This is a genomic window from Polyangium mundeleinium, assembly GCF_028369105.1.
GTDB lineage: Bacteria > Myxococcota_A > Polyangia > Polyangiales > Polyangiaceae > Polyangium > Polyangium mundeleinium.
This window is the reverse complement of record NZ_JAQNDO010000001.1, coordinates 4,868,692-4,883,395: the sequence shown is the minus strand read 5'-3', so window position 1 is coordinate 4,883,395 and position 14,704 is coordinate 4,868,692. Positions and strand designations below refer to the sequence as shown.

11 protein-coding genes are annotated in these 14,704 nt (G+C 70.2%); 5 read left to right on the top strand and 6 right to left on the bottom strand.

All coding sequences use genetic code 11. The annotated features are described in order from the left end of the window. Window positions 1-37 precede the first annotated feature (37 nt). Both POL67_RS19540 and POL67_RS19535 read right to left on the bottom strand, forming a co-directional pair. Window positions 38-2,359, bottom strand: a complete 2,322-nt coding sequence (locus POL67_RS19540) for a hypothetical protein (protein WP_271919151.1) — start codon at window positions 2,357-2,359, stop codon at window positions 38-40. Further along, entirely contained in the window at window positions 2,349-4,829 is a 2,481-nt protein-coding gene (locus tag POL67_RS19535) for a LysM peptidoglycan-binding domain-containing protein (protein WP_271919149.1), read from the bottom strand. The genes POL67_RS19540 and POL67_RS19535 overlap by 11 nt, the downstream gene beginning before the upstream one ends. 693 nt (window positions 4,830-5,522) lie before the next feature. On the opposite strand from POL67_RS19535, the gene POL67_RS19530 reads away from it, so the two are divergent. Continuing rightward, entirely contained in the window at window positions 5,523-6,905 is a 1,383-nt protein-coding gene (locus tag POL67_RS19530) for a carotenoid oxygenase family protein (protein WP_271919146.1), read from the top strand. Window positions 6,906-6,912: 7 nt separating this feature from the next. Here the strand turns inward: POL67_RS19530 and POL67_RS19525 are convergent, their stop codons facing one another. From POL67_RS19525 to POL67_RS19515, 3 genes are all read right to left on the bottom strand, one after another. Beyond that, window positions 6,913-7,236 (bottom strand): rhodanese-like domain-containing protein, encoded by a 324-nt coding sequence (locus POL67_RS19525; protein WP_308789539.1) that lies wholly within the window; start codon window positions 7,234-7,236, stop codon window positions 6,913-6,915. A 64-nt stretch (window positions 7,237-7,300) separates the two neighbouring features. Continuing rightward, the gene (locus tag POL67_RS19520) at window positions 7,301-8,590 is read right to left on the bottom strand and encodes a hypothetical protein (protein ID WP_271919141.1); all 1,290 of its coding nucleotides are present in this window, start codon (window positions 8,588-8,590) and stop codon (window positions 7,301-7,303) included. 220 nt (window positions 8,591-8,810) lie between these two features. Continuing rightward, on the bottom strand, window positions 8,811-9,197 hold the full coding sequence (locus POL67_RS19515; RefSeq protein WP_373372361.1) for a DUF433 domain-containing protein: 387 nt from the start codon (window positions 9,195-9,197) through the stop codon (window positions 8,811-8,813). Between the two features lie 230 nt (window positions 9,198-9,427). Here POL67_RS19515 and zwf point away from each other — a divergent pair, with 230 nt between their 5' ends. From zwf to POL67_RS19495, 4 genes are read left to right on the top strand one after another with little or no spacing between them, the layout of a single operon-like run. Beyond that, entirely contained in the window at window positions 9,428-11,020 is a 1,593-nt protein-coding gene (gene zwf, locus POL67_RS19510) for a glucose-6-phosphate dehydrogenase (RefSeq protein ID WP_271919137.1), read from the top strand. After that, complete coding sequence (locus tag POL67_RS19505; protein ID WP_271919135.1) at window positions 11,017-12,057, top strand: glucose-6-phosphate dehydrogenase assembly protein OpcA; 1,041 nt, start codon at window positions 11,017-11,019, stop codon at window positions 12,055-12,057. Before zwf ends, POL67_RS19505 begins: the two co-directional genes overlap by 4 nt. Then, complete coding sequence (gene pgl / locus POL67_RS19500) at window positions 12,054-12,794, top strand: 6-phosphogluconolactonase (protein ID WP_271919133.1); 741 nt, start codon at window positions 12,054-12,056, stop codon at window positions 12,792-12,794. Before POL67_RS19505 ends, pgl begins: the two co-directional genes overlap by 4 nt. Window positions 12,795-12,850: 56 nt before the next feature. Further along, window positions 12,851-13,918, top strand: coding sequence for a glucokinase (locus POL67_RS19495; protein WP_271919131.1), 1,068 nt, complete (start codon window positions 12,851-12,853; stop codon window positions 13,916-13,918). Window positions 13,919-13,930: 12 nt separating this feature from the next. Here the strand turns inward: POL67_RS19495 and POL67_RS19490 are convergent, their stop codons facing one another. After that, the gene (locus tag POL67_RS19490; protein ID WP_271919129.1) at window positions 13,931-14,503 is read right to left on the bottom strand and encodes a GNAT family N-acetyltransferase; all 573 of its coding nucleotides are present in this window, start codon (window positions 14,501-14,503) and stop codon (window positions 13,931-13,933) included. Window positions 14,504-14,704 lie beyond the last annotated feature (201 nt).

The window sequence follows — 14,704 nt, the reverse complement described above, 5'->3', positions numbered from 1 at the left end:
CCGCGGTCGCCGCCAGGCGCGAGGAAGACCGACGTGCTCAGCCGGAAGACGCGAGGATCACCCGCACGAGCTTGCCGAACCGATCCACGAAGAGGCCGGCGACGCCGAGAAAGCCGAGCGAGAGCAGAACCAGGCGCGCGGCGAGGGGTCGCGAAAACGTTTGTCGTTTCCAGAAGGCCTTGATGCGCCCGGGCAAACGCAGGGCGAGCTCGACGAGCGAGACGCGCGGCTTTCCCGCGGCGGCGCGATTCCGCCCGGCGCGCCGGTACAAGAACGAGCCGACCCCCGCGAAGAGGGTGAGCACGAAAGCGAATTTCAGCGGGAGCAGGAGAGACGCCCGAACAAACGGGACGCGGGCGCGGACGACGGTGCCGGGTCCGACCCAGTACCGCACGTGCGATTTTTCGGTGCTCGCGGCGATGAGCTCGGTCCACGTGGGCGCGACGGCCGGCGCAGCGCGTTGCTCGCCTTCCCCCGTCTCGTTCCAGCGCACCGCGCGCTTCAAATGGGGCGGCTTGTGCCAGCTCGCCGCGCCGGCGTAGACCTCGGCGGGGACATCGGTCCGGAGGTCCATGTATTCGTTGTGGGCCGGTAAATAAAGCCGCCACCGCCATGCGGCCGCGCCGAGGTCGAGCGTCGGGAGCGCGAGCTCGGGGGCGCCGAAGAGGCCGAGCGGGGGCAGGCTCGATTCGAGGACGATGTCGAGCGTGATGGGCTCCTCGTGATCGGCCCCGCGGGAGCGCTGCAGCGGCAGGAGGAGTTTGCCGTCTTCGCCGCGGCTCGGCCGCGCGGGCTCGCCGTCGAGGCGGACGGCGCGGACCTCGGTGTTCGGGGGCAATCCGAGCGCGAGGCTCGGGCGCGAGGCATTCCGCAGGACGACACGGAGATCCGTGACGAGCTTGCCTTCGGCCGCGAGGACGCTCGTGGCCTCGACGACGTCGATCGCGCCCTCTTCGAGCTCCTGCTCGGGCAAACGCTCGATGGAGAGGCCGAGCGCGGGCGACGCCGCGTGATAGCGATAGGCTTCGAGGATCGGGCTCACCGCGCTCGCGCGTGCCTCGGTCGGAAGCTCGGGGACGGCGACGGCGACGAGGCCCTCGCGCGAGGTCGCGCTGATGCGGAGCTTGCCCGGGACCTCGACGGCGAGCCAGCCGTGCTCGCGCTCGACGCCGATGCAATGCGGGAGGCGGACCATCGGGCGATTCTTGTCGGGGCCGCTGCGCAGGCGCAGGCGGAGCGAGAGCTCGTAGGTGCCCTCGATCGGGAAGGCGGTCTCGCCGCGGAGGAGGACGCCGTCGTCTTTGCGTTCGGTCGTGGAATGGAAGGCGCCTTCGCCCTCGGCGGAGACGACCTCGACGCCCTCGGGGAGCGCGACCTCGAACGATTGCATGGCGCCGCGGAGAATGGTGTAGCGGACGACGGTGAAGAGCTCGACGGCGCGCTCGTCGATGCTGAGGAGCGAGACCGTCTCGGCGACGGCGCGCGCGGCGCCCGGGGCCTCGACGCCGCCGACGTCGCGGAAGCCGACGACCCGGATCTCGGTCGTGGGCGCGAGCGTGGCGCGCGCGGTCGTGCCGCCGCGCTCGGCGCGGACCTCGCTCACGACGGCGCCGTCGAAGCGAGGCGAGAGGCCCTCCGAGGGGAGGCGAATGGCGACGCGGGTGCTCGGCGTGCGCGCGGATCGAAATGCGTATTCGATGGATCCACGGCCGCCGCGCGGGCCCACGAGCAAGGAGAGCTCGACCGTCACGACGCCTTTTTGATCCGTGACCCAAACGTGGTACCCGGGCCTGCGCGTGACGCCGATGGGCTCGCCGTTCGCGGTGGCCGAGACGAGCGCGACGTCGTCGCCCACGAGCGGCACGAATTTGAGGCCGTCGCCGGCGAGCGTGACGACGAGTTTTTCCCGGAGCGCGAGCACGCCGCCCTCGACCTCGCCTTCGTACGACGCGGCGCCGAGCACCACGGGCGCCGCCGCGAACGTCGCGCGGTCTTTCCGGACACGCGCGGCGCGGCGAGCGAGATCGCTGTATTCTGCGAGTGGAACCGTAGCGGTGCCGCCCTCCACGGCGGGCGCCGCTTCGGTCGCCTCGGCCTTCGCCTCACTCGCGGCCTTGGGGGGCGCGTTGAGCTTCATGACCTCGTCGAATTGCGAGGTGGGGGCCTCGGGCTTTTTTGATTCACCCTCCTCCCCCTCGCTCCCCTTCCCTTCCTCGTTGCCCTCGCCTTCGGAGCCTTGGGACTCTTCTTCCGATGCCTGTTCGCCCTCGCCCTCCTCGGCCACGGCATGCGTGGCCACGAAGGACGAGAGCACGAGCAGGAGAAGCGCGAAAAACGCAGCGGTTCGATTACGTTGCATGACGAGACCTCCGCCGCTCCGCGAGGATCCGCAGGCGGAACCACACGGCGGACAAGGACACGAGCGCGGCCAGGGAGAGGAGCATCGGGTGAGCGGCGAGCTCGCCGAGGAGCCAGGAAAAACCCGCGGCTGCGACGAGCCTGCGGGCGGTGATCATCCGGGCGAGGAGCCACGGCGCGCGGGCGAAGGCGCGCGCGAGGCGGCGGACGCGGGGCCACGCGCGGCGCGCGAGCGCGAGGAAGAGCGCGAAATCGAGGCCCCACAGAATGCGGCGGTGAATGCCGGGAACGAAATGGGCGAGGCAGACGAGGAGCACGAGCGTACCGACGAGCGCGAGGAGAGGCGCGCGTCCCCGGCGCCGGAGCGCGAAGGCCGCCGCGACGAACGCGGCCACGAGCGCGCCGTGCCGGACCCAGGAGAGCAGGCCGTTCGACGCGTAGACGACGGTGATCTCGGGGATCTCGCGGCCGAGGAGGATACGGCGGAAGCGATAACGCTCGCCGACGAGGGGGAACTCGGTCAGCGCGGCGAAGGGCTCGCCGCCGCCCGTGGCCTCATCGTTATAGATGGCGCGGCGCTTCTGGAGAATGTTTTCGTATCCGCCCGCCGACGCGGTCGAGACGCCGAGCGCCGATTGCAGGTACCATTGCAGCCGGCGGAACGGGTCGTATTTGATGCGGGACGCCTGGCGGAGGTTGCCCCGGAATTCGAGCGGCTCGTGCGAAGACGGGAAGTAGACATGCCAGACGGCCTTCGTGGTGTCGACGTCGAGGCCGGGGAGGCGGAGTTTTTCCAGACCAAACGCGCCGAGCGCGTGGAGCGGGCGCTCGTAGGCGACCTCGATGACGAAAAAGGCCTCCTTCGTGGCCTCGGCCGCGGGAGGAATTTCGAGGCGCGTGCCTTCGACAAGGGAGCCGCTCTCCGGGATGACGGCGCGGTTTTTCGCGGAGATCCGCTGCCAGGCGGAGGGGTCGGCGTAATAGAGGTTCGCGACGTCGCTCAGGGTCTCGCCGGCGCGCACGGTATGAATGCGGGTCTGGTCGGCGGCGAGGCGCTCGCTCTGGCGAAGCGGCAAGAGAAGGCGCTGGCCGAGCAGGGCGGGACGCACCTCGCGGCCGTCGATGAACGAGCGCAGGGGCCGCGCGCCCTCGGGCAAGGCGAGCTCGACGTATTGCCGGCCGTCGTTGCGAATGCGGAGCGCGACCTTCGTGCGCTCGGTGCCGTCGCCGAGGACAACCGTGGACGCCGAGAGCTCGTCCACGACCGTGCGCGCGAGCTCGAGCTCGGGCAAAGGCGAGGCCGAAAGGACGATCCGCGGCGATTTGTCGAATCGATACCCGAAGAGCACGGGGCCCGTGCCGAGCGCCTGGAGCTCCTCGGGGATCTCGCGCGGGGCGAGGCGCTCGGCAGCCTCGACACTACGCGGATCCAGGCGCAATCCCGGTGGCCCGAGCACGCCGAGCGAACCCACGGTGGGAATCGGTGCGCTCGGCAGGGGCATCACGAGCTCGATGGGCGCCTGCGGCTGGTTCGCGAGCTGGAAATCGACACGAATCCGCGCCTCGTCGGCGACGAGGTGGCGGAGAAGGACGACGAGGACGCGGCCCTCCTTTTCGGTCGCGAGGGGGTGCCATTGCAGGACGGCGTCGCCCTCGACACGAAGCACCTCCACGCCGGGGGGCAAGGAGAGCCGGATCGTGTCGGTCTCGCCTTCGAGGACGTGGAGGTCGATCCGGCTCTGGCCGGTGACGAGCGCCTCGCTGACGCGGAAAAGCGTGTGTTCGCGGGCCTCGATGCGCGCCTCGCCGCGGGGCTCGCTCGACTTGCTTTGTTTCCAGGACAAACGAAGCTCGCCGCTTCCGTCGAGGTGGCCCGTGACGACGGTGTCGCCGCCTTGCTCGGTGAACGAGGCGAGCGCGCCGCCGGCGAGGGTCGGCGTGATGCCACGCTCGGCGATGCGAGCCTCGAGCGCGACAGGGCCGCCCTCGGGGAGCGAGAGGTCGAGCGTGCGGGTGAATCGCTCGGTCTCGCGGCCCCAGTGGAAATCGACGGTGAGTTCGTGACGGCCCGCGTGGTCGAGCGGGAGGGCATATCGCGCGCCGTCTTCGAGCAACGCGGCCGGCTCGCCGTCGAGCGTGACCTCGCCGAGGACGGCGCGATGATCGAGGACAGGGACGCGGACCGGGCCGCCAGGCAGGACGTCGAAGCGGGCGACGAGGCGGCCCGTCCAGAGGCCTTTGCGGAAGCGGCCCTCGATACGCCGCGAGACCCATAAGACGCCCTCGGCGGCGGGATGCGGAGGCGCAGGGGCGGCGAGGTCGTCTTCGAGGGCTCGCCACCGCGATAACGGGAGCGTTACGGTGCCTTTGGATTCTTTTGGTTCCGGCGGCGCGGCGGCAGCGAGGGCGCCGAGGCCGAGGACAAAAAGAAACACCGCGAGAAGGAGGATGGCGTCACGCGGGCGTCGCATGGGGGCGCGAAACGCCAAACGCGCGAGGCGCATTCCAGGGACGAACCTCGGTTTCTTGTCGAAGGCGCTGCGCTGGGGCGTTGCCCCAGGCCCCACCGGGGCTATCCGCCCCTGGACCCGGACCAGCGCAAGCGCTGGACTCGGGGTCGATGAACTGCGCGATGCGCAGTTCATCGAACAGCCGCTGGCAAGACCCTCAACGACCTTGCCAACCAAAACCGCGGCGCTGCAGGTTCAACCTGCAACGTGCCCATCGCCTGCTTGAGACGCACGTCGATGGTCTTGCCACCGGCCCGTTGGAAGAACTGCGCATCGCGCAGTTCTTCCACCTTCGGTCCAGGCCGTGCCTGGTCCGGGGTGCAGGGGGCGGACAGCCCCCTGCTGGGGTGCGGGGCGACGCCCCGCCTCCGAGAAACGAGCGCCCGACGCTCGGGTGCGTCGCAGGAGCTCTAAAGACCGATCCGGACGCATCGGGATGGCGCGGCGGGGCTCTGGAGGCCGATCCAGACGCGTCGGGATGGCGCAAAGGAGCTCTGGAGACCGATCCGGACGCGTTGGGATGACGCGCAGGAGCTCCGGACACCGATCCCGACATGTCAGGGCGGCTTCTTTGAACCGGGCGGGCGGCTTGACAGAGCGATGTGCCCGCGGTTACTCCTGCCGTCGCAGCGCGAGACGCCGCCGGAGGAGTGCATGCAAATCGTCACGAGCGCTTATCTCGAAGGAAACTGGGGACCGGTGCACGACGAGCTCGACGTGCCGAATTTGCATGTGATCGGCGAGATCCCGCGGGACCTGCGCGGTACGTTCGTGCGCAATGGCCCGAATGCGCAGTTCGCGCCGATCGGGCGGTACCATTTCTTCGACGGCGATGGGATGGTGCACGCGGTGCGCATCGAAGACGGGCGCGCGTCATACCGGAACCGCTGGGTCCGTACGAAAGGGTTCGCGTTCGAACGCGAGGCGGGCCGGGCGCTCTGGACCGGCTTCGCGGAGCCGCCGAACGTGGCCGAGCCGCCGCACGGGATGATCTACAAGAACGTGGCGAACACGGCGTTTGCCCTGCACGGGTCGCGGCTTCATGCGACGTGGGAGGGAGGCGCGCCGCACGAGATCCGTTTGCCTGATCTGGAGACGGTGGGACAGGTCGATTTCGAGGGCCAGCTCGATTACCCGTTCACCGCGCACCCGAAGGTGGACGAGGGGACGGGGGAGATGGTGTTTTTCGGGTACACGCTCTGGATGCCGTATATCAAATATGGCGTCGTCGGGCCGGATCGGCGGCTCGACCACTACGTGCAGATTCCGCTCGACGTGCCCGTGATGATGCACGACTTCGCGATCACGGAACATTACTCGATCTTCTTTCACCTGCCCTACACGTTCCGGCTGGAGCGCATGGAGCGCGGGGAGGTGCCGCTCGCCTTCGAGCGGGATCGGCCGAGCCGATTCGGGATCCTGCCGCGGCGGGGCGACGCGTCGCAGATGCGATGGTTCGAGCTGCCGGCGTGCTTCGTCTTTCACGTGTGGAATGCGTACGAGGAGGGCTCGCGCGTGGTGCTGCTCGCGAGTCGGCTCTCCCATACCGACGTGATGGGGGCGTCGTCCGCGCAGAAGAGGGGCGATTACGACGGCGGGCGCGCGTGGCGATTCACGTTTGATCTCGCGACGGGCGAGGCCAAGGAGGAGCAGCTCGACGATGCACAGGCGGATTTCACGCGCATCGACGACCGGCTGACGGGGAAGAAAAATCGGTTCGGCACGGCAGCGCGTTTCGTGCAGGGCTCGGCTCTGCCGTGGATCGACGGGGTCGTGCGGTACGATTTCGACAAGGGCCGGAGCGATACGCACGTGTTCGGAAAAAACCGCTTCGGCGGCGAAATGGTGTTTGCGCCGCGGGAAGGTGCCACGTCGGAAGACGACGGGTACGTCGTGGGGTTCGTGCACGACGAGGGGACGGGGGAATCGGAGATGATCGTGCTCGACGCGCGGGAGATCGGGCGCGGGCCTCTGGCGCGCGTGCGAATGCCGAGGCGCGTGCCGTACGGGTTCCACGCGGCGTGGGTGCCCGCGTGAAGCGACGTCAGTAGCGGGGGATGCTCGGGTCGATCTCGCGCGACCAGGCGTCGATGCCGCCGCGGAGCGAGGCGACACCGGGCAGACCCAGGCGATCGAGCAGCGCGGCGGCCGAGAGGCTACGCACGCCGTGGTGGCAATAGGCGACCACGAGCGCGCCGGGCGGGGGCTCGATCTCGTCGGCGCGCTCGGTGAGCTCGTCGAGCGGGACGAGCAGGCTGCCCGGCAGCGCCGATCGTTCGTGCTCCCACGGCTTGCGGACGTCGATCAGGTAGACGGGCTTGCCCGCGGCGATCACGTCGGCGAGCTCCCGGGGAGAAATTTGGGACACCAATGGTTGGTGCTCAAACTCCCCCTCTCCCGCAAGGGAGAGGGGGTTGGGGGGTGAGGGCGTGCTAGTTGGTCTTCGCGCTCGCCGAGGCGGTCACGCTGACGCTCGCCTTGACGTTGAGGTCGATCGAGGACGTCGCGTTCGCCGTCGCGTCCACGCCCGCCTTGATGCACGCGAGGGCCTTGCCGCCCGCGTCGCCGACCACGTCGACCATGCCCTTGCCCGTCTTCACGAGGCCCTCGGCGCCGACCTTGATCTTGGCGCCCGAGCCCGCGGAGAGCTTGATGATGCCGGGCAGGTTGCGGCTCAGCGCGCTGACGAGCTTCTGCACGTCGGTGTTCACCTTGCCGTTCGCCACGACGCGCACGGCCGGCGGATCGCACTTCGCCGTCGCCGCCGCGCGGTTCGTGCAGCTCTGCTGGCACTCGACGTCCACCGACGGGGGCTTGAACTCACCCGAGCACTTCGGCTCCTTGTACGCGACCGAGCAGCCGCCCGAGCAGCTCCCCTCGCACTTCGCGGCAGCCTTCACCTCGCACGCCGCGGAGCACGAGCCCGAGCAGGTCCCCGAGCAGGTCCCCTCGGCCTTCGCGTCGCACTTGCCCTCGCACTGGCCGGCGCACGCGCCGCTCGCCTGCTTGCCGTCGCACTTGCCGTCGCACTTGCCGCCGCAGCTGCCCTTGAAGCCAGCCTCGCACTTGCCCGAGCAGCTCGCCTTGCACGTGCCCGTGCACTGCGCGCCCGCCTCGACGGAGCACGTGCCCTTGCACTGCGCGTCGCACGAGCCGCTCACCTCGCCGCCCGAGCAGCTCGCCTCGAGCTTGCCCGGCTCGATCGGCGAGCCGCACGCGTCGAGGCACTTCGCCATGCCGTCGACGTCCGCGTAACACTTGGGCGGATCGAACTCGATCGAGATCTTCGCCTCGGCGTTCGCGGCGAGCATCGACTTCACCTTCGCAGCGACCGCGGTGCAGACCTTGTCCGCGCCCTTGCCCCCGCCTGCCTCGGCGCGGAGCTCGTCGTCCTTCATGCCGAGGTCCTTGCCGAGCGCGCCGCACGACGAGATGAGGCCCTTCTCGAGGTCGACGACGGTCTTGTTCACGTCGTACGAGACCTGGAGGAACGACTTGATCTTGCCCTGGACCTTCGCGTCGCCCTTGAGCGCGAGGGAGCCGAAATCGCCGGTCTTGAACTCGTCACAGCCCTTCGCGGCCTCGACGCCCTCGGTGAGGGCACCCGGGACCTCGACGCCGCCGACGCCGGGGATCTTGCCGCCGCAGTTCGAGAGCAGCGGCGAAGCGATGCCGAGCACGACGACCGGCATGGAGAACAACTTCCAACGATTGACGCTCATCTAACTAACCCTCCGGCCCCCGGGGGGGCGCCTCTCTGTGTGCGGGGGCGCTCCGCGCCATGCCGCCTGTCACCACCGAGTGGCAGGTCCCGCATGCGGAGCCGACCGGGCGAAGAACTGCCCAGACGCCCCGCGTCGATCCCTCCCAGCACGGTCGCCCTTCTGCCCTAGTCTCGCCGGGCTGTAAAGACCGTTGGATCGCCAGGGCCTTGCTACGGTCCTAGCGCTTGCGGGCGGGCTTCGTCGTGGGCGCCGCCGATTTGGTCGGGGCGGATACAGCAGGAGCAGGCGTGGTGGGGGCGAGGGCAGGCGACATGCCGGGAAGCATGGGCTGTCGGAAAGCGGCGCGGGCCGCCGCGCTGTCCGGGGCGGCCTCGTCGAAAGGAAGCGGGAGCTGCGAGAGGGGGCGCGCGCCGACGGTGGGGCCGCCTTGTTTCTCGAAGAGCGCCTGCTCGCGTGCGAGGTCGGCGTCGATGAGGTCCTGGTTGTCGTACGCGAAGGAGAGCGCGTCGAGGATGCGGGCCGGACCGAGGTTCGGGTAGCGGCGCAAGAGGGTCTCGACCGAGGCCCCGCCGCGGTGCCAGACCCAGAGGCGCCGGACGGGCACCCGGGATCCTTCGACGTGGGGGCTGCCTGCGAGGATCCTCGCGTCGCAGCGCACGTGCGGATGAGGGACCCGGACGCGCGGGAGGCTTGCGTCTGCCATACGTGCCGAGAGGGTAGCCAGGGCCGCGCCGGTAGCAAAGATATCGGAGAGCGGATGCGTCCTCACGCCGCGTCGGCCGGGGCTCTGGTAGCCTGCCCCGCGGGACGGGGAGTCCCGCGAGGGAGGAACGCATGTCGTTTTCGGAGAACGTCGGCAGCGGCGAAGAGAACCCGCTCCGCGAGGGCATGCCCGACGAGCGCACGGTGCGGCCCGCGTCGGTCGTGATCTTCGGGGCGTCCGGGGATCTGACGCGGCGCAAGCTCCTGCCGGCGATCTACAACCTCGCGTTGAGTCGGCTCTTGCCAGGCGGGTTCGCGGTGGTGGGCGTGGCGCGGCGGCCGAAGCCGGAGTTCGGCCGCGAGATGCGCGACGCGGTGGCGAAGTTCTCGCGCCGCAAGCCGCTCGACGAGGCGACGTGGAGCGAGCTCGAAAAGGGCATGGCGTACGTGCAGGGGGATTTCAACGATCCCGCGACGTACGCGCGGCTCGCGGCGGAGCTCGGGCGGCTCGAGGTGGAGCGCGGGACGGGGCAAAACCGGGTCTTTTACCTGGCGGTCGCGCCGACCGAGGTGCCCGCGATCGTGCGGGGGTTGTGTGACGCGAAGCTCGTCGTGCCTCCCTCGGACGCGCCGGACGCGAGCTACCAGCGGGTCGTCGTGGAGAAGCCGTTCGGCGAGGATCTGGCGAGCGCGCGGGCGCTGAACAAGGACCTGCTCGCGTGCCTCGACGAGCGGCAGATCTACCGGATCGATCACTACCTCGGGAAGGAGACGGTGCAGAACCTGCTCGTCTTCCGGTTCGGCAACACGATCTTCGAGCCGCTCTGGACGCGGCAGCACGTGAGCCACGTGCAGATCACGGTGGCCGAGGAGCTCGGCGTCGAGGGGCGCGGAAAGTTCTACGATCAGACGGGCATCACGCGCGACATCGTGCAGAACCACGCGCTGCAGCTCCTCACGATGGTGACGATGGAGCCGCCGTCGTCGTGGGACGCCGACGCGGTGCGTGACGAGAAGGTGAAGGTGCTGCGCGCGCTCCGGCCCATCCGCGGACGCGAGGTGCTGGAGAAGACGGTGCGCGCGCAATACACGGCGGGCACGGTGCGCGGCGACCGGGTGCCCGGCTATCGCGAGGAGCCGGACGTGGATCCGAACTCGAAGACGGAGACGTACGTCGCGATGTCGCTGCGGATCGACAGCTTCCGCTGGGGCGGCGTGCCGTTCTACCTGCGCTCGGGCAAGCGGCTCGCGAAGCGTTGCGCCGAGGTGGCGCTGCACTTCAAGCCGCTGCCGCACCGGCTCTTCCGCGACGCACCACACGGCCTCGACGGCGGCCCGCCCCCGAGCATCCGCCGTGGCGAGGACGAGCCGAACGTGCTCGTGGTGCGCATCCAACCCGATGAAGGGATCGCGCTGCGCTTCGCCACGAAGGTGCCGGGCGGCGGGATGACGATGCGCAACGTGGCCATGGATTTCCGCTACGGGACGGCGTTCGGATCGAGCACGCCCGAGGCCTACGAGCGGCTCATCCTCGACGCGATGCGCGGGGATGCGACGCTGTTCACACGCGCCGACGAGGTCGAGGCGCAGTGGGGCTTCATCGATCCGATCCTCGCAGGCTGGAGCGACGCCGATGCGCCCGTCGCGACCTACGAGGCCGGGAGCTGGGGCCCGCGGGAGGCGGATCGGCTGCTCGTGCCGGGCGACAAGTGGAGGAAGCCGTGACGGCGCTCCCGGTCGGCGAGGCGCTCGCGCGGGTCGAGGCGGAGCTCACGTCCTTCTGGTCGTCGCCGGACGACCAGGCCGGCGCGTCCACCACGAAGGTGCGCTCGTCCACGATGAGCTTCGTGGCCGTCGCAGCCCCGTCCGAGGTCGAGCATGCGCGCGCGACGACGGACGCGCTCGCGGACACGCACCCGGGGCGCGCGTTCGTGCTGACGAGCGACGGGCGCCTCGCGCCCTGGGAGGTGAGCTACGACGTGCGGGCCGCGTGCCGGCTCGACGGAGGGACGCCGATCTGCTTCGACTGGATCGAGATGACGTTCGGCGCGATGGCGTGCGAGCGCGCCGGCTCGGTGGTGGCGGCACTCGCGCTGCCGGAGGTGCCGGTCGTCGTGGAGATCGGCCGCGGGGCGCCGCGCGCGCTCTTGCCCTCGCTGCTGCCGCGGGCCGATCGGCTGATCGTCGACTCGGCGCACACGAGCGCCTCGCGGATCGTGGAGATGCTCCACGACGGCACGGTCCCCGTGGGGGATCGGCAGTTCGTTCGGACGTACCAGTGGCGGGAGCTCGTGGCGCGGTTCTTCGATGACGCGCTCGCCGCGCTGGGAGCGATCCGCGAGGTCACGGTGGGGCGGACGCCGGGCGGCGCGACCGAGCCGGCGGCGCTCTTGCTCGGCTGGCTCGGATCAAGGCTCGGCTGGGGCTTCGAGGCGCGGGATCGGGCGCGGGATCGACGCGGCGAGGCGGTGCGGGTCACCCTGCGCGACGATCCGCAGGAGGGGCTCCCGCCGGGGCAGATCACGGGCGTGTGGATCGAGGCTTCGCTCGAAGGACTGCCGCTCTCACTCGCGTGCGTGCGCGACCGGGAGAACCCGAAGCAGGTCGCATGGACGCGGCGCGGGGCGCGCGTGACCTCGCACGAGCACGCGCTCGGGCACCGGGACGAGGCGTGGGTGCTGGTGAAGGCGCTCGACGCGACGGAGGGAGATCGGGTCCTGCGGGACGCGCTCGTCCTCGCGGCGCAGTGGAGCGAACGATGAGCGAGGTCTCCACGGCGCGTTTCGAGGTGACGGTCGCGGAGAGCGAGGCCGAGCATGCGGCGCTCGGGGCCGAGATCCTCGCGCGGGCGATCGACGCGGCGGTGCGGGCGCGCGGGTCGGCGAAGGTCGCGCTCTCGGGCGGATCGACGCCGGGTCCGGTCTACCGGAGGCTGGCGCAAATGGCGCTGCCGCTCGATCGGATCGACTGGTTCTGGGTGGACGAGCGCGCGGGGGATCCGACCTCGCCGCGCTCGAACTTCCGGGCGGCGCGCGCGGATCTCGGGCTCGATCGGGCGGACGTCGCGGCGCGCGTGCACCGGATGGAGGCGGAGGATCCGGATCTCGCGGCGGCGGCAGCGCGGTACGAGGCGCTCTTGCGGCGTACGTTCGGCGTGGCGAGCGCGGTCGCGTTCGACGTGATGACGCTCGGCATCGGGGACGATGGGCACACGGCGTCGCTCTTCCCGGCGGCGGGCGCGACGGCGATCGACGATCGGCTCGTCGCGGCGATCGGAGCACAGCCGGCGAAGGGGCTCGAAGCGCGACTCACGCTCACGGCGCCGGTGCTCTGCGAGGCGAGGACCGTGCTGGTTCTCGCGCGTGGTGCCGCGAAGCAGCGGCCGATCGCGTCGGCGTGGTCGGAGGGCCCCGAGGAGGAGGTGCCGGCGCGCGTGCTCCTTCGGGCGCGGGGCCAGGTGGTCTGGCTCGTGGATCGGGACGCCTACCCGACCGGGTGAACCCCAACACGGGAGCTTGCTTTCCTGCGAGGAACTTCGTACCGCAACGAAAGGTCATGATGAAGAAGCGTGGTGGGACGGGCTCGCTCCTGGTCGGCGACATCGGGGGCACGCGGACGCGGCTCTCGCTCTACGACGGCCTCGGGAAAAGGTTGCTGCTCGAAGCAGTCTTGCCGAGCCGCGAGCACGGGTCGTTCGAGGAGATCGCGCGGAGCTTCCTCGGGAGCGCCGATCACCCGCACCCGTCCGTCGCGGTCCTCGGCGTGGCCGGGCCGATCCGGGATGGCATGGCCACCGTGACCAACCTTTCGTGGAAGCTCGACGAGGTGAAGCTCGCGCGCAGCCTCTCGCTCGATCGCGTGATCCTCGCGAACGATCTCGCGGTCGCGGCGCGCGGATGCTTGCACCTGCCCACGGACGTCGCGGTGCCGCTCGGCGAGGGTCGGCCGAAGGCGAAGGGCAACCACATGGCCGTGATCGCGGCCGGGACGGGGCTCGGCGAAGCGCTGCTCGTGTGGGACGGGTCGAAGCACCTCGTGTTGCCGACCGAGGGAGGGCACACGGATTTCGCGGCGCAGGGCGCCATCGAGGCCGAACTCTTCGCATTCCTGTCGAAGCGATTCCCGGAGCACGTGAGCTACGAGCGCGTGCTCTCGGGCAACGGGCTCGGGGCGCTCTACGATTTCTTCGTGGCGCGCGGCGCGCGCGAGACGAAGGCGAACGAGCGGCGGCTCGAAGAGGGCGATCGGAACGCGACGATCGCGGAGCTCGGTTTGTCGGGTGCGTCGCGCCCGGCCGCGAAGGCCGTGGACCTCTTCGCCTCGATTTACGGCGCCGAGGCGGGGAACCTGGCGCTCAAGCTGCTCGGGCTCGGGGGCGTGTTCGTGGCGGGCAACATCGCGCGGCACATCGTGCTCGCGCGGCGGGAGCAGTTCCTCGCGGGGTTCCGCAAGAAAGGCCGATTCGCCGGGCTCATGGCGCAGATCCCGGTCGTCGTGGTGACGGATCCGCTGGTCGGCGTGCGCGGCGCGCTGGCGATGGCGAAGGATCTGCTCGCGGACGGCGAGGCGGCGCCCCCTGCCCGCCCGAAGCGCGTCACGCGGCGCAAGCCTTCGTCTCGGTAGAACGAGCGCGCGTCACCGCGGCGCGGCGGGCCAGTCTTCCGCGGTGACGGCGAAGAGCAGGTGATCCTGCCACGCGCCGTCGATCTGGAGGTACCGCGCGGCGCGGCCTTCGTGCCGGAGGCCGCACTTGCGGGCGACGGCGAGGCTCGCGGCGTTGTGGGGCATGATGGCGGCCTGGATGCGGTGCAGGCCGATCTCGCGAAAGGCGACGTCGAGCGCAAGCCTTACCCCCTCCGTGGTGAAGCCTTGTCCATGGTGCTCGACGTCGACCCAGTAGCCGAGAGACGCGCTCTGGAAGATGCCGCGAAAGACCTGGGTGAGGGCGACGCGGCCGATGACGGGCCCGTCCTCGCCGAGGGTCATGCAGAATCGGTAGTGGCGGTCGGCGCGGATATCACGGCGATCCCGAAGAAGACGGGTACGCGCGAGGTCGACGTCGAATTCGTCCGGGCCGGGCACGGGCACCCAGGCTCGCAGGAATTCTCTCGACCGGGTGCGAATCTCGACGATGCGCGGCGCGTCCGAGACGCGGGGCGCGCGGAGGGCGACGCGCTTGCCCGAGAAGATGGCGCGGAGGGGAAGCACAGGGGCGAGGATACAGGAAACACAAACGAGCGCGAGCGCGGGCGCGAATGCCGAGGTGGCCTGCCGATTCCACCATTGGCGTACAGGTTCACGACGCCATGCTTTGCGAATCGTTTGTCCAATGCTTGCACATCCAACGATTCTGCTCCGCGGCGCTCGACGGAGGCGCGGGATCAGGGCATGATGACGGCGACACGGACG

Excerpts from the sequence above, each read along its gene's own strand:
- POL67_RS19540 (WP_271919151.1), bottom strand. The coding sequence starts at position 2,359 with ATGCAACGTAATCGAACCGCTGCGTTTTTCGCGCTTCTCCTGCTCGTG.
- POL67_RS19535 (WP_271919149.1), bottom strand. The coding sequence starts at position 4,829 with ATGCGACGCCCGCGTGACGCCATCCTCCTTCTCGCGGTGTTTCTTTTT.
- POL67_RS19530 (WP_271919146.1), top strand. The coding sequence starts at position 5,523 with ATGCAAATCGTCACGAGCGCTTATCTCGAAGGAAACTGGGGACCGGTG.
- POL67_RS19520 (WP_271919141.1), bottom strand. The coding sequence starts at position 8,590 with ATGAGCGTCAATCGTTGGAAGTTGTTCTCCATGCCGGTCGTCGTGCTC.
- zwf (WP_271919137.1), top strand. The coding sequence starts at position 9,428 with ATGTCGTTTTCGGAGAACGTCGGCAGCGGCGAAGAGAACCCGCTCCGC.
- pgl (WP_271919133.1), top strand. The coding sequence starts at position 12,054 with ATGAGCGAGGTCTCCACGGCGCGTTTCGAGGTGACGGTCGCGGAGAGC.
- POL67_RS19495 (WP_271919131.1), top strand. The coding sequence starts at position 12,851 with ATGATGAAGAAGCGTGGTGGGACGGGCTCGCTCCTGGTCGGCGACATC.